This window comes from Pseudomonas sp. Irchel s3h9 (assembly GCF_900187475.1).
GTDB classification, from domain to species: domain Bacteria; phylum Pseudomonadota; class Gammaproteobacteria; order Pseudomonadales; family Pseudomonadaceae; genus Aquipseudomonas; species Aquipseudomonas neuropathica.
On the sequence record NZ_FYDH01000017.1, the window covers coordinates 101,908 to 118,446 of the forward strand.

Consider the following 16,539-nt stretch of genomic DNA (forward strand, 5'->3'; position numbering starts at 1 on the left):
ATGGCTCGTTCCCTGAGCGCCTACGGCGCCAAGATGTACGCCGAAATGCAACTGGCGATCGCCGAGACCTACGGCGTCCCGCTGTCCAGCAAGATGTTTTCCGTTGAACCGTCGATCACCCAGGAGTTAAACGACGCAATCACGGCAAAAGCGGACTTCCTGCAGCGCATCAACGTCATTCCGGTGACCGAGATCAAGGGCGAGAAGGTGTTTATCGGCGTGTCCGGCCCTGTCACCGGCCGCACCAACACCAAGACCACCGACCGCGAAGCGAAAGACGCTTCCGAGCTGGACAACACCACCTACGAACTCTCGTCCACCGAGTCGGACGTGGGTCTGCCTTACGCAAAAATCGACGCCTGGGCCAAATTCCCGGACTTCCACCAACGTTACTCGGCTGCTGTGCAGAAACAGATCGCCCTGGATCGCATCATGGTCGGATTCCACGGCCTGAAAGCCGCTGCGCAGACCGATATCGCCGCTTACCCAATGCTGCAGGACGTGAACAAAGGCTGGCTGCAACAACTGCGCGAGCAAGCCCCACAGCAGGTACTCAAGGAAGGCAAAACCGCTGGCAAAGTAATCCTGGGGCAGGGCGGTGATTACGCCAACCTGGACGCCTTGGTGCATGACACCAAGCAAATGGTGGACGAGCGCCTGCGCGATGGCGGCGACCTGATCGCCATTATCGGCACCGACCTGTTAGCGGCTGACAAGGCAAAGCTGTACGCCAAGCAGGGTGATACACCAACCGAAAAAGAGCGCATCGAGGACGCTCAGGTGATCGCCACTTACGGTGGCCTGCCGAGCTTCAGCGTACCGTTCTTCCCGGTCAACGGCGTGCTGGTCACCAGTTGGGACAACCTGTCGATCTACTTCCAGGACTCCAGCTGGCGCAAGCAAACCGTGGACAACCCGAAACGCTCCCGCGTCGAGGATTACAACAGCCGCAATGAAGGCTATGTGATCGAGCAGCTGGAGAAAATCGCGCTGACTGAGAACGTGGAGCTGGTGAAGTGAGCCTGGCTCTCGCACACAAGCGCCGCACTTTGGCTCAGGGAACCGCTGCAGTGATTGCTGCTGCAGCGGCACCGCTGGCGTATTCGCCGGCGGAAGCCCTGAGCAGCCCGGCCAACGCGAAAAAGCACCTGCTGCTGATGGAAGCGTCGCTGGATCAGGATCTGCAGCGCCTGAGCGATATCAAGGGGCTCGCCGGGCGTCAGGCACTCAAGCGCGAGGAACTGCTGCCCAAGTATCAGGACTTCATTCAGCGTTACATGGATTCGGGCCTGGTGATGCCGAACCGTGTCCTGGTGCAGGTGATGGTCTGGCTGTTCGACACCGAGCAGTTCGAAGACGGCCTGGCATTGGCGGACTTTGCGATCGGGCAGGGGCAGGAAATGCCCGAGCGGTTCAAGCGTCGCGACGTGCAAACCTTCGTTGCGGACGCAGTGATTGACTGGGCTTACGCCGAATACAACGCCCAGCGCAGCCCGGAGCCGTACCTGTCCGATCTGCTGCCTCGCGTCGACGGTGAATGGGAGCTGACCGAACAGATCCCGTCCAAGTATCACAAGTTGATCGGCATGCGCGCCATGGAGGCCGAGCAGTGGGAAACCGCGCTCCAGCACCTGGAACGTTCCACCGAGCTGTACGCGAAAGCCGGCAATGAGACGCGCATTGCGAAGTGCCGTAAGGCGATCGCCAAACAAACATCCGCCATGACCGACGCCCAATAACCGACTACCCCCCCCAGCGGGGAACTGTGGACGTGTGTCTGCCATTCATGGCCAGCCCCACGAAAAACAGTCTCCCCGCCCTATTTGAGCGGCCAGCAATGAGCTTTTCCGGGAACCCCACCACCTTTGTGGAACAGACGATTGAGAACGACGGTTTTTGGCCGAACCTCTCCGTGTCCGAATTCCAGAAGGGCTACCGCCTGCCGGCGGAGTTCCTGGGCACGTTGCTGGTCGACACCCTGAGTATTGCCATGGCCGAGGTCAACACCGACCTGGCCAAGCTCAAAAACCGCTGGCAGCTCCTCGGCATTGCCAACGTCGAAGCGGCCGAACAGTCGGCGCCTGAACGTGCGTTGCGGGTCAGCTTGTACAAGCGCGCCGTGTATTGCCGCGCCAAGGCCAGCGCCTTGCCTCAATTTGCATCCGTCACCCGCCGCGAAAGCGCTGAGAACACCGCCAAGGAAGCACCCGAGCTTAAAGAAACCTTCTTGGCATTCAGCCAATCCGCCGTGCGTGCCCTGCAAGGCCGTGGCCGCATCACGGCGGCGTTGCTATGACCAAGTTGCAAGGGCTGACCGCCTACCTACGGGAACGCCGTCTGGTCGAGCCTGAACAACTCGACAGTTTCACCGAACAGGTGAAGCTCGTTCTGGTGTGGAAACCCGACGTCGATGGCATGCATCTGGGCGATATGCACTATCGCGCTGTGATCGTCCTGGAGCGCTTCGCCGACCATCCGGCGCGCCTGATGGCGTTGGTCGGTAGTTGGCTGGAAAACCACGACTCCAACCGTGACCGCCACGAACTGCCGGCGCCGGAATTCCTTGTGGAGCCTCTGGATAACGATCTGTTCGACGTGGAAATCACGCTGGAATTCGTCGAGCCGCAGTTCCTGGCCGAAGATCCGGATGGAGAGATCGAGGCCTTCGGCAAGAGCTGGGCTTTCGTCCCATTTGACCTGTGGATCGCTGAGCGCGGCGAGGTGGCCACCGATGGCCGGGCGTAGCACGTTCGAACTCGACATTCGCGGACGCTTGGGTGTTCGCGAACAACTGGCTTTGCTGAGTCTACCGCCGCAATTGCGCCGCCGACTGCTGAACCAGGTTACCAAACGCGTGCGGACGATGAGCCGCAAGCGAGTGCGTGAGCAGAAGAACCTGGACGGCACACCCTTCGCCCCACGCAAGGGCGACACCAAGGGCAAAAAGAAGATGGAAGCCGGCCTGGCCAAGTTGATGGTGGTCACCCGGGTGTCTGCTGATGAAGCGGAATTGGGCTGGAAAAACGCCCTGACCCGATGGGTCGCCGCGCAGCAGCACAACGGCGTGAGTGAGCGCCGCACTGCCCAACAGATGCGCCGATGGAACAAGACCCCACCGGGGTTGGCCGCAACCGACAAGCAAGCCAAGCGCTTGCGCCGGTTGGGCTTCCGTGTACGCCAAGCCGGCAAAAAGACGCTGACCCGGCCGTCTGTGGCGTGGATTCAGGAGCATGTGAACTACGCCAAAGCCGGTTTGCTGATCCGGATCCTGGACGACCAGCGCAGCGAAAGCACCGGCGCGCAGAGCTGGGAAATCACGCTGCCGAAACGCCAGTTCATCGGCGCCGAAACTGAGCGCGAAACCAATCTCCTGATTAACCAGGTGTTGCAACAAATCCTAACTTCACCCCGCTAACGAGGCACTGCATGGCACTCGGTCAAGTCACCGTCGACAATCTCAATCTAGGCCAGGGCGCCGTGACTGAGGTTGAGCGTTACTTTCTTTTCATCGGCCCCGCCGCCAAAAACGTCGGCCAGGTCATTCCGCTGAACACCGACAGCGATCTGGACGCCGCCCTGGGCGTCCCGGCAAGCGATCTGAAAACCCAAATCACCGCCGCACGTTTGAACGGTGGCCAGCGCTGGGCCTGCATGGCGGCCCCAATAGGCCCCGAAGGCGACTGGTCCACCGCTCTGGAGAAAACCCAGCAACAAGGGGTGTCGGTGGAAGCGGTAATCGTCACCAAGCCTGTCGCCAAGGGTGACGAACTATCGGCCATGAATGACGCGGCCGTCGCCCTGAACAACACCTACGGCCGTCGTGTTTTCTTTCTGGCAAGCACCGCCGGCATTGCCGTCGACCAGACCTGGGCGCAGTACCTGAGCGAGCAAAAAGCGTTGGTAGCGGGTCTGGCAGCGCCGCGCGTTTCACCGGTACCGCAACTGCACGGTAATGACCTGGGCGTGCTGGCTGGTCGCTTGGCGAATTCGGCAGTCAGCATCGCGGATAGTCCGATGCGCGTGGCCACCGGGCCGGTGTTGGGGCTTGGCGACGTGCCTATCGATATGGAGCTGATACCGCTGCCGTCCGCTGTGCGCAGCGAACTGGATCGGGCGCGGTTCTCCGTCACTCAGACCTACCCAGACTATCCAGGCGTGTACTGGGGTGACTGCAACATGCTGGACACCCCAGGCAGTGACTTTCAAGTCGTGGAATACCTGCGCATCACCGACAAAGCCGCTCGCCTGATTCGCCCGCTGCTGATCCGCCGTGTAGCCGATCGCCGCTTGAACAGTACCCCCAACAGCATGGCGGTGAACACCAACCAACTGATGGCGCCTCTGCGTGCCATGGCCAAGTCCATCAAGTTCAACGGCGAGGTGTTCCCCGGTGACATCGAGCCGCCGAAAGACGGTGACCTGGTGCTGGAATGGCTCAGCAAAACCAAGGTTGCGGCCTACATCAAGCTCAAACCCCTCAACTGCCCGAAAGACCTCACGGCGAACATCGCTCTGGATCTTTCCACCGACAAAACGGAGTAACGCCCCATGGCGAAAATTGGCGGCAAGAACTTCGACGTGAGCCTGGGCGATCTGTCGCTGCACGTCGAGAGCTGCACCCTGGACATCACCGACAACTCAGCTGTGGCCCAAACCCGGGGCGTGCCTGACGGCTACGTGGAGGGTGACGTGGCCGCTGCCGGCGAATTGGAACTGGACAGCTCCAACTTTCAGTTGCTGATCGATGCGGCGCGATCGGCGGGCAGCTTCCGCAAGCTCAAGCCGTTTGACGCAGTGTTCTTCGCCAAGGCCGGCGAAGACGAGGAACTGCGCGTGGAAGCCTTCGGCTGCAAGGTGAAGATCTCCAGCCTGTTGTCGATCGACCCGAAAGGTGGCGAGAAAACCAAACACAAGGTCCCGTTTGACGTCACCAGTCCGGATTTCATTCACATCAACGGCGTTCCGTACCTCGACGCTACCGAGATCGAGGGGATCCGTTAATGGTGGATTGGTTCGACCGCGCCCAGAAACTGGAGCAGCGCCAACGTGATCAGGCAATCAAAGCCCAGCTGCTGAAGTCTGTGCCGGTCGGGCCGAGCCTGACCCATTGCGAGGACTGCGGCAACGAGATCCCGCCGGCGCGCCAGGCAACAGGCGGTAAAACGCGGTGCGTCCCGTGCCAAACGGTCTTTGAGCAGAGTAAACGCTGATGACGACTGACGCCGCACGCCTCGGGACGCTTGAGCAGAGATTCGCCGTATTTGAACACCGGCTGAGCGAGCTGGAAGACCGCCACGAAACCGTGCCTACCCGCGTGACCAAGTTGGAACAGGGGTTCGAACACATGGCCGGGCAACTGTCGGAACTGAACGCTGGCCAGCAGACCCTGACGGTCGCGGTGAACGACATCGGCGCGAAGGTCGGCCGCTTGCTGACCATTCTCACTGTGGTCGCTTCTGTGCTGCAGATGGTTGTGCCGGCACTGTTGCGGGTGTGGTTCCCATGAGCCTGCGCGGCAGGATTCAAGCCGGCGTGATTGCGCTGGCCAGCGCTCCGTTGGTGATCTTCCTGGGCACTTGGGAAGGCAACGGCCAGAACACCGTCTATGCCGACAAGTTGGCCAGCGGACTGCCCACTGTCTGCAAGGGCATCACTCGACACACCAGCCCGTTCCCGGTGGTAGTCGGTGACTACTGGTCGCCCGATCGTTGCGCGGAGGTGGAGCAGTTGGTGATCCGCAAAACCCAGCTGCAGCTGGCCGACTGCATCACCAACCCGGACGTGAGCCAGAACACTTTCGACGCGCTGACCAGCCATGCCCACAACGTCGGTGTGCCCAGCACTTGCGCCAGTCGGGCGGTGGCGTTAATCAACGCCGGCCGCATTGCTGACGGCTGCAGGGCGTTGGCCTGGGCACCGGACGGCAAGACACCGGTATGGGCGTACGTGACCGACGCCCAAGGCCGCAAGCGCTTTGTTCCAGGCCTGCACTACCGCCGGCTGGCTGAAGTGGAGGTTTGTCTGAAATGACGATTCCATCGCTACGGCTCGCGCTGATCGTGATGCTGATTACTGCCCTGGTGCCCGTGTATTGGTTCATCCGGGTTGTGGATCAACGTGATGAAGCGCTGAAAGACTTGAAAGGCCTGAATTCGGAGGTCGTCGGGTTGCGCGAATCGGTCCGAATCAGCGGCGAGATGCTCGCCGAGCGGGACGCGATAGACCAACGAAACACCAAGGAATTGACCGATGCACTCACTGAAAACGAGCGCCTGCGCCGCGCTGTTAGCGATGGCTCTGGCCGGTTGCTCGTCCGCGCCACCTGTCCCGCCACCGGATCTGTGCCCGCCACCGCCGGCACCGCCCGCATGGCTGATGCAGGACGCGCCGAACTCGCAACAGACGCTCGACCGGATTATTTCACCCTCCGTAATCAGCTCGCCTTAAGCCGGCAAATGATTCTCGGACTGCAGCAATACGTCCGTGGCGTGTGCCAGCGATCGCCAGCGCACCAGGACACCACTTTTCCCAACCTCAACAAGAGATCTACCCAATGAGCCAACAGAACAACACCGAAATCACCCTGGAAGTCGGCGAACAGGAATTCACCTTCAACCTGACCCCGGCCGACGTCACCAAGTACTTCAACGCGCTGACCCAAACCAACAAGGTCGCCCCGGGCAACAACCTGCTGATGACCACCGTCAAGCAAGAGGAAAAGGCAACGCTGAAACCGTTGCTGGGCAACCCGGTGATGGTGATGCAGATTGCCGGCGCGCTGCTCGAGGAGTACGCGCCCAACGTTGAGGTGATCGTAAAAAAGCGCTCGAGCACGCTGAGCGCCTAAACGAAAACGGCTTGGGCCAATTGATGGCCCTGACGAACCGCTGGCTTCCTGGTGCCGAACCCACGCCCGAGGCGATGGGGACGGCCAAGTGGCTGGAGGACGAACACTGGAGACGCATGGAGTTCGCCGTGGCTAACGGCATCGCCCTTGCGCTGAACGGATAACGACTTTGGCAGACCGTAGCGCCAGCTTGGCTTTCATTCTCAGCTTGCAGGACAAGGTCACCGCGCCCTTGGGCAAGGTGAAAATGGGCTTTTCCGAGCTGGCTGATCAGAGCGAAAAGCACATCAAGACCATCGGCTTGGGCATCGGCGGCGTGACGGCGGCTGTGGTCGGGATCCGTGAGTCCATGGAACCGGCGCTGGAGGTCAATCGCGCCTTGGGCGACGTCCGATCGTTGGGCGTTGCCGAGGATGCGTTGTCTGCGCTCAATGCCAAGTCGCTGCAGTTCGCGGTGAGCTATGGCGAGAACGCCAAGGATTTTGTGGCCTCGGCTTACTTGATCGAGGGCGCCATCAAGGGGCTTGCCGGCAATCAACTCGCCACGTTCACCAACACCAGCAACTTGCTGGCGAAGGCCACCAAGTCCGATGCCGAAACCATGGGCGAATACGTCGGCACGCTCTACAACCTGCAGAAGTCCCAGGCCGATGCGATGGGGAAGGGCGCATGGGTGGAAAAACTCGGCGGGCAAACGGCGCTGGCCGTGCAGCTGTTTCGTACCAGCGGCGCCGCGATGAAAGATGCCTTCAAGGAGGCCGGCGCGATCGCCACCACATCCGGCGTCGACCTTGCCGAACAGATGGCGGTGATTGGCACGCTGAGCAGCACCATGGAGGGCGGCGACGCCGGCGGACGCTACAAAGCGTTTTTCGAGAACATCGGCGCCGCATCGGAAAAGCTCGGCATGCAGTTCACTGATCAGCAGGGCAAGGTCCTGCCGATGATGGCGATTCTGGACAAGCTGCAGGGCAAGTTCGGTGATCTGACCAGCGCGTCGGCCGGGGCCAAGTTAATGGAGGCCTTCGGCGGCGAAGGCGCCCAGGTGATTGGCGCGTTGGCCAAGGATACCGATCGACTGCGTAACGGCATCGAGCAGTTGGGCAAGGTGCGCGGACTGGAGAACGCCGAGCAGATGGCCCGGGCCATGGTCGATCCGTGGCAACAGTGGGCGTCCCTGGTCGAGGTCATGCGTGTGGTATTTGGCCAGGTGCTGATACCGGTACTGACGCCGTTCATGAGCAAGATGGTCGACATCGGTAAAACCCTGGTGCGCTGGTCGCAGCTGTTTCCCAACATCACCCGGGTGATCGGCATCACCGCACTGACCATCATGGCGATCGTCGGCGCCATGTCGTTGTTGACCGTCGTGGTCGGCGTTGCACGGATGACTTGGCTGGGCCTGTTATCGGTGTGGAAGGTCGTGCAGTTGCTGAACCTGCGCACCGTTGCCGGCTTCGTCCTGCAGAAACTGGCGATCCTGGCTTACATGGCCGCGATCTACACGCTCAGCGCCGGCCTTGCCCTGGTGCGCGGCGCCATGCTGCTGTGGCAGGGCGCGATCTGGCTGGTCAACGCGGCGCTGTTGGCCAACCCGATGGTGTGGATTGTGGTGGGTGTTCTCGCCCTGGTGGCCGTCATTGTCGCGGCGGTCTACTACTGGGACGAATGGACGTCCGCCCTGATGAACACGGCCGCGTTCCAGTTCGTCGCCGACAAGCTCCAGAAGCTGTCCGACTGGTTTAACTCCATGGGCGGTTGGTCAGGCATGGCCAAGGCCGCATGGGACAGCATCGTCGGCATTTTCACCAAGGCCGTAAACGGCGTGATCGAGCTGCTGAACAGCATCCCGGGCGTGAACATCGAAGCGCGTTTCGGCGGCATACCTGAAGTGCCCGGCGTCGATGCCGCGACCAATGCCGCTGACGCCGCTAACGCCGCGCAAAAAGCCCAGCAAACCATAAACGCGGCAATCCCCAGCCTTTCGCCGGCGCGCCCTTCGGCGGTGCCGCCCGGCGGCTTGCTGACCAGCATCCAGAACAACAACAGCAGCCAGAACAAGGGCACGCATGTGGAGAACGTGAACATTCACACCAGCAAACCGATGAACCCGCTGGAAGTTGAAAACATGGTCGCTATGGCGGTCGGCGGATGAGCGAGTACGTAGACCTGTTGATCGTCAACAACGACCTGGCACTGGATCCGTCACACCAGCCGCTGGTGGTCGATGACCGCGCCTGCATCGCTCAGGACATCGCTCACATGATCCGCGACAGCGGGTTGCTGGTGACACTGGTGGCCGAGCGCGATCGGCTGCGGCAGCGCGACTGCATTCAACAAATGGAACTGTTGGTGGAGGACGACCAGCGCCTGGTGCCGGGTACGGCACGCATCACCCAGCAAGAACCAGGCGTGTACCTGGTCACTGCGAAAACCCTGAAATTCGGTTCGATTGAGGTAAGTCTGTGAGCCAGGTCGATTTTAAAAAAGTGATCGCCGACGCCGGCATCCCGACCACCGAGGCCGGTTTGAAGGCGGCGTGGGAAAAGGAGGTTGAAGCCCAGGGAGCGAAGGTGGCCAACACCAGCAGTTATTCGCCGTTCTGGCGGGTGATGACCGCGCTGGTGACCAAACCGGTGTTGTGGCTGTTGGACTTTCTGTGCCTGACGGTGCTGCCGAATTTCTTTGTGAAAACTGCGGTGGACGCGTGGCTGGACATGCTCGCCTGGGCGGTGAACGTCGAGCGTAAAGGCGCCACCAAAGCGCAAGGGAAATTGCTGTTCACCCGGGCCTTGCCGGACGGCGTCATGGAACTGGAAAAAGGCATTGTGGTGCAGTCGGCCGCCATCAACGGCAACGTGTACAAACTGATTACCACGGCGCCGGCGACGTTCGTAGCAGGCCAGCTGCAGCTGGAAGTCCCGGTGGAGGCGATCGAATCCGGCAGCGGTTTCAATCTCGCGCCGGGTTACTACGCCATCCTGCCGGTGCCCATCCCCGGCATTGTTCAGGTAGTGAACAAGGACGGTTGGCTGGAATCACCAGGTGCGGATCCGGAACCGAACGACCAGCTGCGTTTGCGCGTGCGCAACCAGTTCTCGGCCGTGAATCAGTGGCACACCGACGCGGTGTATCGCGCCATGATCTCGGCCTTTCCGGGCGTGCGTCCGGACGGCGTTTACTTCGAACATGCCGCACCGCGTGGCCCGGGCAGCGCGAATGCCTTTGTGTTGTTTGATGCAGGTGTGCCGGCGGCGACTTACCTGGAGCAAATCAATTCGCACATTCGCGACCAGGGCAACCATGGCCACGGCGATGATCTGCTGGCCATGGTGATGCCCGAAGTACCCGTGAGTGTTGCGATGACGCTCTGGCCGCAACCAAATCTGAGCGCCGAGCAGATCGACACGCTTAAAAGTGAGATCGAGCTATTCATCCGCGCCGCGTTTCGGGAAAGCACGCCCCGCGATTATCAGCCGACGCTGACTTATCCCCAGTCGCGTTTCAGCTTCAGTCGCCTCGCGGAAGAACTGCACCAGCAGTTTGCCGATATCGCCTCATTGCGGTTTACACCTGGCGTCGACATCACCAGCGGGTTGGACATTCCGCGCCTGACTTCGCTGAAGGTGAACCTGCAATGAACAAACTGAAACTGCCGTTCTGGCTGGGCGGTACCGAGCTTTCAAAACTGGTCGCGGCTGCACAGGCGTGGTGGGGAACCGTCACCGGGTGGCTGCGCTGGCCCTACTCGCAGATCGATCCCGACACCTGCCACATGAGCATCCTTGAGCTGTGGGCCTGGCAGCGGGACGTGACGCGCTTCAAGGGCGAACCCGAGACTCTGTTTCGACTGCGCGTGAAGTACGCGTTTATCAACTCAGTCGACGCCGGCAGCACTGCCGGTTTGAAACGCATTTTCGAGCGACTGGGCGTGGGTTACGTCGAGATCGAGGAACGCCAGCCCGACCGCGATTGGGACGTGGTGCTGCTGAAGTTCAGCAACGCTCAGTTGTCGCTCAATCCCGAACTTCTGCGCGTGCTGATCCAGCAGTACGGCCGAACGTGCCGGCGCTACGACTTCGTCACCATCACCCCCGTAGGGCTGCAAATCGCCCTGATCGACTTCAACGACGACCAGCAAACGCTGGTTGCCAGCCTGTAGGAGCGCACCGTGAGCGCCAGTATTACCTTGGCCGGCGAAAGCCAAATCGCCCTTAAACAAAGCCAGCAAAAGCCGCTGATCGTCAGCCGCTTCATTTTTGCGAATGTACCCGGGCTTGATCCGACCGCGCCGCTCGATCGCGCTGCCGGCAAGCCACCGGCTGCGCAGATTGTTCACGTCTACACCATCCCGGAAAAGAACGCGGGTTTCGTGAATCCGAACCAGGTGGTGTACAGCGCACAGTTGGGGTCTGACGTTGGCGACTGGGACTTTAACTGGGTCGGCCTCGAGGACGCCGACGGCATCTTGTTCGCCGCGTCGTCGGTGCCACTGCAACAGAAGCGCAGGAACATTCCGCCGGAGCAGATCGGCAACAACGTTACCCGCAATTTTCTGGTGGCCTTCGACGGCGCCATGAAACTAACCGGCGTAAAGATCGATGCCAGCACCTGGCAGCATGACTTTACGGTGCGCCTTGCTGGCATCGATGAACGAGAACGCCTGAGTAACCGTGAGGTGTACGGCCGCGCCTGCTTTTTTGGTGACTCGCTTACATTTGGTAAGGGCGAAAATGGTTTCCAGTTGGGCGCCGGCACCGCCTACATCGAAGGCATCCGGGTTTTTATGGAAAAGCCTGTCCCGTTAACTGGCGTTGCCGTCGGAACGGTGACACTCGACGTTTGCCTGGAGCGGCAATTAAGCGATCGGGTCGCGACGTGGAAAGTGATTTTCGGACAGCAAGGCGACTATACCGACGCTGCCGGGGTTCGACATTACTGCGTGCCGATCGCTTATTACGCATCTCCTACAGAGATTTATGACGCCCGTGAGCCTGAGCCGATCGCCGGCGCACTCATTAAACATCTGGCGGCGCGTAAAGGGGATTACGCGGAGTTGCGCGCCCGGGCAACCACCAAAGAAGACGTCGGACTTGGCAATCTGCCCAACGCAATCAGCGACGATCCAGCAACCAACAGCAGCCAGATCGTGGCGTCGACCGCCGCTCTGAACAAGCTACAAAAGCAGGTTGGCGATTCGATGACTGGGATGGTTGCGGCGTTCGCCATGTCTTGGGCGCCGCAGGGGTGGCTGAAGTGCAACGGGGCGGCTGTGTCCCGTACCACATACGCACAACTCTTTGCCTGGCTTGGAACGCACTACGGCGCTGGCGACGGCTCCACCACGTTCAACTTGCCTGACATGCGCGGCTTATTCCCTCGTGGCTGGGACGACGGGCGCGGTCTGGATCCTGGCCGTGCGTTCGGCGTCTATCAGGACATGATGATCCACTCGCACGCGCACGGCGCCTCGGCCGCAGCCGTGGGCGATCACGTGCACGGCGCCTGGACAGATGCGCAGGGCAACCACGTGCACAGCGCCTGGACGGATGCGCAAGGCAACCACGACCACGGTTTTCGCGTAGTCGATAACGGCGCCGGTGTGAACGTCGGTTATCCGGCTGGCGGCAGCGTATGGACAGAACTTGAGATCGGCGGCGGTAAAAACGCCGACGGTCGACCTATGCGCACTGACTACCAAGGAAACCATGCTCACAACGTCGGTATCGGCGCTGCTGGCCAGCACGCGCACAACGTCGGAGTAGGTGGCGCAGGTAACCACACCCACGGTGTAACCGTCGCCGCTGCCGGCGGTGCTGAAACCCGGCCGCGAAACTTGGCCCTTCTTTTCTGCATCAAGTATTGAGATTGAGCATGACTGACAAACTCGTATTCCAGACCGACCACCTCGGTATCTTCATTGGTGCCGTGAAGGCTGAAGAATCGCCGCTGGAGCCAGGCGTCTATTTGATTCCTGGCGGTTGCGTCGAAGCGGAGCCGCCCGCGATTCCGGAACACAAAGCCGCGTGGTGGAACGGTAAGGCCTGGCAGTTGGTGGATTACTTCGGCGGCGTTGTGGTGTACAGCACCGACACCGGCGAGCCGCGAACATTGGAAGGCTTCGAAGGGGTGCCGGCGGGTTTCACCATGAAGAAGCCCGGGCCTAGTCAGGTCTGGAAGAATGGCGAATGGGTTGATGACATCGACGCCGTGTTGGCTGCACTTCGGGACAAGAAACTGCAAGCGATCGCCGCCGGCAGCACGGCTTATATCGCCGGTGGCTTTACCTCCAGCGCATTGGGCGAGCCATACCGGTACAGCAGCGCGATCGATGACCAGGTGAATTTAAACGGCCAGGTGCTGCTGGGCCTGGACGACGTTTACCCATGCTATGACGTCGATCAGGTATTGGCTTTCCTACCGCACACCATCGAACAATTGCAGAAAGTCAGCCTTGACCTGGTGCGCTTCCGGCAGGCCGCACAGCAGCACGCGGAAACACTGCGCCAAGCTGTGGCGAAGGCTCAGAAAGACAAAAATCTGAAGGCAATGAAAGCCATCACCTGGACGCCGCCGGCATGACCTGGGCACCGGTGACAATGCGCTGGCCGGAGCAGGCCACGCAGTGGATGGCCGGGCTGTCAGCGGCCAAGGATCTGGCCGGTGGCGAACTGGCCAGCACCGCCCAGCGCCTGGCTGGCCTGAGTGGACTGGCCAACACCAACCCGGGGCCGGTCGGTGGTGCAGCAAAAGGCGCGATCGCGGCCGGACGTGCAGCGCTGGCCGAGCAGATGGGGCAGGTTCCGGCGTGCCTGGTCGTGACGCCATTTCAAAGCGGCGTTGGCCAGGGCGCGGGCTATCAGCGCTTTCTGTCCGCGCCCAACGCGCTGGAACATCTCGCCAAGAAACTGGAAGACGCCAGCGACAGTGGGCGCCCGACTGGGCCGCAATACGCGTTGTCGATCCTGTTCCTGGGCACGCGCCTGGAACAGTTGGCCAGCAGCTTGGCGCGCTTCAATGCACTGCTGCCGATCCCTGACCTGGTGCGCACCGAGCGCCGGGCGCAACACCTGGTGAAACTGGAGAGTGAAAAGTGGGAGATCCCCGGCGCCGGAACTCTACCGCGCTGGCAGGGTTTGCCGCTGGAGCGTTGCACGGTGGTCAAAGCTGCCAAACAGTCGATGGCGGGGCAGATAGCCGTGCTGGAAGGCTACGCCGCTGACAGCTCGCCGTTGGCCGATCTGGCAGCGCTGGCAGCTCGCAAGAGCGCCCAGCAGCAGGGGCGAGATAAGCAATTGGCTGACCTGAAAGAGCTACTGGCTGGGGGAAACCCTGACGTCAGCGTGCGCGCGCGGCTGATCGGCCCGGGCACTGCCGGCGAACTACGCCGCGAACTGTTGGCCGGCGATGCCCCCGGCCACGAATGGATTCAATGCGCCGGGGTTCTGTTGGTCGGCAGCAAAGAAGGACTGAGCTTTGTGCGTGAACTGGTGGGCCTATGACGCTGTTACTCGACGGGCAAAAAGTCCAGGGCAAGAACCTCAAAGTCACGGCCAACCTGCGAATCGAAAGCGGCGATATGTCCGGCCAGACCAGCAACACTGACAAGGCTCACAAAGGCTTCAAGCCTAAGACGCTGGCCGTCTCGCTGATGATTCCCTTTGTGGATAAAACCCAGCTGACGGAACTGTTGCGCATGGCTGAAGCCACCGCCGGCGGCGGTCAGTTGCATCTGTATCGGATCGTGAACGACACGGCCGAAACCTTCGGTGTGCGTCAGGTGGAATTTTCCGACGGCGTCAGTGCGCGGGAAGCTGACACCCTGAAAGCCTGGCTTGTGCAATTCACCCTGAGCGAACGCGAATCGAACCCGGAGAAAGTCGAAGGCCGGCGCGCTGGCAACAAGGTAGACGCTCAGGGCGCCCCGGGCAGTACGGTCGGCGAAGGCGGCGCCGGTGACGCAACCAACGACAACCCCGCGCTGAGCGGCTTTGAAAAGGTGTTGGGACGTGTGGATAAGTGGCTCGGGAGTGAGCAGACGTGAAGCTGCACAAGATACTTTCCATCAACGGCGCCCCGATCGCTCTCATCAAGGAGGACGTCAGGCTGGACGCTACCAGCCCCGGCCGGGCGAACTTCACCGTTCAATCCCCTGTGCCGCTGAAAGGGCTGGTGACGCTGGATATCGGCTACAACGAGGGCACGCTGCAACGGCACTTTATCGGCTACGTCGAGCGCTGCACGGCCGCCAACGCGGTCGAACAGGTGTTGTTTTGCCGTGAGCTGGCCGCCGTGCTGGCCAACCCGTTGCCGTTGAACCTGCGTCATGTGGATCTGCGCGCAGTGTTGACCCAGGTCAGCGAACAGACCGGGCTGCGCTTTCGTATACCGGATCGGCCTTATGCCAGCGTGAAGGCGCCGTATTTCTACAGCCTTGCTGCCGGTTACCAGGCGATGGACAGTTTGGCTCGAGTGTTCAGCATTCCCGACTTCACCTGGCACCAGCTGGGCAACGGTGAAGTGTTCGCCGGCAGTTGGGCCGACAGTTTTTTCGGCGCCCGTGCGCCGTTGCAAATCCCAACGGAGCTGTTTGACAGCTACCAGGGCAACCAAAGCGCGATGGTCGCGGCCCTTCCCGGGTTGCGACCAGGTGCAACGATCAACAACGGCGAGCGCATCACCACGGTGACGCTCTCCAATGACCAGATGGCCATCCGATGGAAGACGCAATCCGCCGCGCTGTAGAGCGCCAATTCCCCGAACTCACCGGTGGTTATCACCTTCCGCGATTTGCCCGGGTGGTCGCCGTGGCCGACGCGCCGGCGGACGCAGGACTGTGCGACGACTTCCGTCCGCGCTACGCCGTGGACATCGAAGTACTCGGCGCCGACGATGAAGCAGACCCGGCCATGCCGCCGCTCACTGGCGTTCCTTTACCGCTGCCCACCGGTGGGGAGGAAATGGGCATTTATGCCTTTCCGGAGGAAGGCACGCGGGTGGTGGTGTGCTTCGCCTACGGCCTGCCGAACAAGCCGTACATCCAATCGATCTTGCCGCACGGCCTGAGCATGCCGAAGGTGCCTAAAGGCGATCAGGTTTGGCAGCACAGCGCCGCTGCCCAGCAGCGCGTCGACGCCGACGGCAACTGGTTGCGCCAGACCGACGGAAAGATCCGTGATCAGGCGATTGAGCGCGAAGTGCAAGCCCTGGATAACCGCGAGCAGTTCCAGAGCCACACGCAGACGGTCGATGACCACTCTACCGAGACCGTGGGTGGTGTGAAAAAGATCGAAGCGCTTGGCGCGCTCAAGCTGATGTCAGGAGGATCCGCGAGCCTGGCGGCGGTGGACGATCTGCACCAGGCGACCGGCCGGGATCTGAACGTGGTTGTAGGGCAGAAGCACAGCGCCACAATTGGTGGCGATATGCAGGAACGGATTGAAGGTTTGCGCCGAAGCGTTGTAAGCGCGTCTCAGCAGTTTTTAGCACCGAAAACTTGGGTAGGTTCGGAGAGCGTGAACGTGCTAAAAATATTGGGTGAGTTTCTGGATGTCGTCGCAGAAATGAACGTTGCGATCGCTTCCCACGTCCACGGGAATTCGCCAGTTCCAAGTAATGCGTCGTCATTTGGTGCGGCAGCAACAAAAATCAAGAAGTTAGAGGGGTTATTGACCTCTATCACTCTCTAACTA

At 61.0% G+C, this 16,539-nt stretch carries 23 protein-coding genes; all 23 read left to right on the forward strand.

Going from position 1 to position 16,539, the window contains the following annotated elements; all coding sequences use genetic code 11:
* The 23 genes from CKW26_RS24840 (at position 1) to CKW26_RS24945 (ending at position 16,536) form a co-directional block, all read left to right on the forward strand.
* A complete protein-coding gene (locus tag CKW26_RS24840) occupies positions 1–1,020 on the forward strand; it encodes a phage major capsid protein, P2 family (RefSeq protein WP_095050515.1) in 1,020 nt (339 codons plus the stop codon).
* Positions 1,017–1,739: a phage terminase small subunit gene (gene gpM / locus CKW26_RS24845; protein ID WP_095050516.1), complete on the forward strand. Its 723-nt coding sequence runs from the start codon at positions 1,017–1,019 to the stop codon at positions 1,737–1,739. The genes CKW26_RS24840 and gpM overlap by 4 nt, the downstream gene beginning before the upstream one ends.
* 98 nt (positions 1,740–1,837) lie before the next feature.
* On the forward strand, positions 1,838–2,296 hold the full coding sequence (locus CKW26_RS24850) for a head completion/stabilization protein (RefSeq protein WP_095050517.1): 459 nt from the start codon (positions 1,838–1,840) through the stop codon (positions 2,294–2,296).
* Complete coding sequence (locus CKW26_RS24855) at positions 2,293–2,745, forward strand: phage tail protein (protein WP_095050518.1); 453 nt, start codon at positions 2,293–2,295, stop codon at positions 2,743–2,745. Before CKW26_RS24850 ends, CKW26_RS24855 begins: the two co-directional genes overlap by 4 nt.
* On the forward strand, positions 2,732–3,415 hold the full coding sequence (locus tag CKW26_RS24860) for a phage virion morphogenesis protein (protein ID WP_071173509.1): 684 nt from the start codon (positions 2,732–2,734) through the stop codon (positions 3,413–3,415). Before CKW26_RS24855 ends, CKW26_RS24860 begins: the two co-directional genes overlap by 14 nt.
* A gap of 11 nt (positions 3,416–3,426) precedes the next feature.
* Positions 3,427–4,542 (forward strand): DUF2586 domain-containing protein, encoded by a 1,116-nt coding sequence (locus CKW26_RS24865; RefSeq protein WP_095050519.1) that lies wholly within the window; start codon positions 3,427–3,429, stop codon positions 4,540–4,542.
* Positions 4,543–4,548: 6 nt separating this feature from the next.
* Positions 4,549–5,001, forward strand: a complete 453-nt coding sequence (locus CKW26_RS24870; RefSeq protein WP_039756525.1) for a phage protein — start codon at positions 4,549–4,551, stop codon at positions 4,999–5,001.
* Complete coding sequence (locus CKW26_RS24875) at positions 5,001–5,210, forward strand: TraR/DksA family transcriptional regulator (protein ID WP_095050520.1); 210 nt, start codon at positions 5,001–5,003, stop codon at positions 5,208–5,210. The genes CKW26_RS24870 and CKW26_RS24875 overlap by 1 nt, the downstream gene beginning before the upstream one ends.
* The gene (locus CKW26_RS24880) at positions 5,210–5,506 is read left to right on the forward strand and encodes a hypothetical protein (protein ID WP_039756531.1); all 297 of its coding nucleotides are present in this window, start codon (positions 5,210–5,212) and stop codon (positions 5,504–5,506) included. The genes CKW26_RS24875 and CKW26_RS24880 overlap by 1 nt, the downstream gene beginning before the upstream one ends.
* Positions 5,503–6,030, forward strand: a complete 528-nt coding sequence (locus CKW26_RS24885; protein WP_095050521.1) for a lysozyme — start codon at positions 5,503–5,505, stop codon at positions 6,028–6,030. The genes CKW26_RS24880 and CKW26_RS24885 overlap by 4 nt, the downstream gene beginning before the upstream one ends.
* Entirely contained in the window at positions 6,027–6,557 is a 531-nt protein-coding gene (locus CKW26_RS24890; RefSeq protein WP_095050522.1) for a lysis protein, read from the forward strand. The genes CKW26_RS24885 and CKW26_RS24890 overlap by 4 nt, the downstream gene beginning before the upstream one ends.
* Complete coding sequence (locus tag CKW26_RS24895) at positions 6,554–6,847, forward strand: putative phage tail assembly chaperone (protein WP_095050523.1); 294 nt, start codon at positions 6,554–6,556, stop codon at positions 6,845–6,847. The genes CKW26_RS24890 and CKW26_RS24895 overlap by 4 nt, the downstream gene beginning before the upstream one ends.
* Before the next feature lie 23 nt (positions 6,848–6,870).
* Positions 6,871–7,011, forward strand: a complete 141-nt coding sequence (locus tag CKW26_RS29985; protein WP_039013052.1) for a hypothetical protein — start codon at positions 6,871–6,873, stop codon at positions 7,009–7,011.
* 5 nt (positions 7,012–7,016) lie between these two features.
* Complete coding sequence (locus tag CKW26_RS24900) at positions 7,017–9,002, forward strand: phage tail tape measure protein (protein ID WP_095050524.1); 1,986 nt, start codon at positions 7,017–7,019, stop codon at positions 9,000–9,002.
* The gene (locus CKW26_RS24905) at positions 8,999–9,316 is read left to right on the forward strand and encodes a DUF2590 family protein (RefSeq protein WP_095050525.1); all 318 of its coding nucleotides are present in this window, start codon (positions 8,999–9,001) and stop codon (positions 9,314–9,316) included. Before CKW26_RS24900 ends, CKW26_RS24905 begins: the two co-directional genes overlap by 4 nt.
* A complete protein-coding gene (locus CKW26_RS24910) occupies positions 9,313–10,488 on the forward strand; it encodes a baseplate J/gp47 family protein (protein WP_095050526.1) in 1,176 nt (391 codons plus the stop codon). Before CKW26_RS24905 ends, CKW26_RS24910 begins: the two co-directional genes overlap by 4 nt.
* Complete coding sequence (locus CKW26_RS24915; RefSeq protein WP_095050527.1) at positions 10,485–11,009, forward strand: phage tail protein; 525 nt, start codon at positions 10,485–10,487, stop codon at positions 11,007–11,009. Before CKW26_RS24910 ends, CKW26_RS24915 begins: the two co-directional genes overlap by 4 nt.
* 9 nt (positions 11,010–11,018) lie before the next feature.
* Positions 11,019–12,713, forward strand: a complete 1,695-nt coding sequence (locus tag CKW26_RS24920) for a phage tail protein (RefSeq protein WP_095050528.1) — start codon at positions 11,019–11,021, stop codon at positions 12,711–12,713.
* 8 nt (positions 12,714–12,721) lie between these two features.
* Entirely contained in the window at positions 12,722–13,429 is a 708-nt protein-coding gene (locus CKW26_RS24925; protein ID WP_095050529.1) for a hypothetical protein, read from the forward strand.
* Complete coding sequence (locus CKW26_RS24930; RefSeq protein ID WP_065615933.1) at positions 13,426–14,349, forward strand: hypothetical protein; 924 nt, start codon at positions 13,426–13,428, stop codon at positions 14,347–14,349. The genes CKW26_RS24925 and CKW26_RS24930 overlap by 4 nt, the downstream gene beginning before the upstream one ends.
* Positions 14,346–14,891 carry a DNA-binding protein gene (locus tag CKW26_RS24935; protein ID WP_095050530.1) on the forward strand — a complete coding sequence of 182 codons (546 nt, stop codon included), beginning with the start codon at positions 14,346–14,348 and terminating at the stop codon, positions 14,889–14,891. The genes CKW26_RS24930 and CKW26_RS24935 overlap by 4 nt, the downstream gene beginning before the upstream one ends.
* Positions 14,888–15,592, forward strand: a complete 705-nt coding sequence (locus CKW26_RS24940; RefSeq protein ID WP_095050531.1) for a hypothetical protein — start codon at positions 14,888–14,890, stop codon at positions 15,590–15,592. Before CKW26_RS24935 ends, CKW26_RS24940 begins: the two co-directional genes overlap by 4 nt.
* Positions 15,565–16,536, forward strand: coding sequence for a hypothetical protein (locus CKW26_RS24945; protein ID WP_095050532.1), 972 nt, complete (start codon positions 15,565–15,567; stop codon positions 16,534–16,536). Before CKW26_RS24940 ends, CKW26_RS24945 begins: the two co-directional genes overlap by 28 nt.
* Positions 16,537–16,539: the final 3 nt, after the last annotated feature.

Bases quoted from the DNA above. Each gene is read 5' to 3' on its own strand.
- CKW26_RS24945 (WP_095050532.1), top strand. From the start codon at position 15,565: ATGGAAGACGCAATCCGCCGCGCTGTAGAGCGCCAATTCCCCGAACTC.
- CKW26_RS24850 (WP_095050517.1), top strand. From the start codon at position 1,838: ATGAGCTTTTCCGGGAACCCCACCACCTTTGTGGAACAGACGATTGAG.
- CKW26_RS24935 (WP_095050530.1), top strand. From the start codon at position 14,346: ATGACGCTGTTACTCGACGGGCAAAAAGTCCAGGGCAAGAACCTCAAA.
- CKW26_RS24880 (WP_039756531.1), top strand. From the start codon at position 5,210: ATGACGACTGACGCCGCACGCCTCGGGACGCTTGAGCAGAGATTCGCC.
- CKW26_RS24890 (WP_095050522.1), top strand. From the start codon at position 6,027: ATGACGATTCCATCGCTACGGCTCGCGCTGATCGTGATGCTGATTACT.
- CKW26_RS24840 (WP_095050515.1), top strand. From the start codon at position 1: ATGGCTCGTTCCCTGAGCGCCTACGGCGCCAAGATGTACGCCGAAATG.
- CKW26_RS24895 (WP_095050523.1), top strand. From the start codon at position 6,554: ATGAGCCAACAGAACAACACCGAAATCACCCTGGAAGTCGGCGAACAG.
- CKW26_RS24905 (WP_095050525.1), top strand. From the start codon at position 8,999: ATGAGCGAGTACGTAGACCTGTTGATCGTCAACAACGACCTGGCACTG.
- CKW26_RS29985 (WP_039013052.1), top strand. From the start codon at position 6,871: ATGGCCCTGACGAACCGCTGGCTTCCTGGTGCCGAACCCACGCCCGAG.
- CKW26_RS24870 (WP_039756525.1), top strand. From the start codon at position 4,549: ATGGCGAAAATTGGCGGCAAGAACTTCGACGTGAGCCTGGGCGATCTG.
- CKW26_RS24865 (WP_095050519.1), top strand. From the start codon at position 3,427: ATGGCACTCGGTCAAGTCACCGTCGACAATCTCAATCTAGGCCAGGGC.
- CKW26_RS24930 (WP_065615933.1), top strand. From the start codon at position 13,426: ATGACCTGGGCACCGGTGACAATGCGCTGGCCGGAGCAGGCCACGCAG.
- CKW26_RS24925 (WP_095050529.1), top strand. From the start codon at position 12,722: ATGACTGACAAACTCGTATTCCAGACCGACCACCTCGGTATCTTCATT.
- CKW26_RS24860 (WP_071173509.1), top strand. From the start codon at position 2,732: ATGGCCGGGCGTAGCACGTTCGAACTCGACATTCGCGGACGCTTGGGT.
- CKW26_RS24915 (WP_095050527.1), top strand. From the start codon at position 10,485: ATGAACAAACTGAAACTGCCGTTCTGGCTGGGCGGTACCGAGCTTTCA.
- CKW26_RS24885 (WP_095050521.1), top strand. From the start codon at position 5,503: ATGAGCCTGCGCGGCAGGATTCAAGCCGGCGTGATTGCGCTGGCCAGC.
- CKW26_RS24855 (WP_095050518.1), top strand. From the start codon at position 2,293: ATGACCAAGTTGCAAGGGCTGACCGCCTACCTACGGGAACGCCGTCTG.
- CKW26_RS24875 (WP_095050520.1), top strand. From the start codon at position 5,001: ATGGTGGATTGGTTCGACCGCGCCCAGAAACTGGAGCAGCGCCAACGT.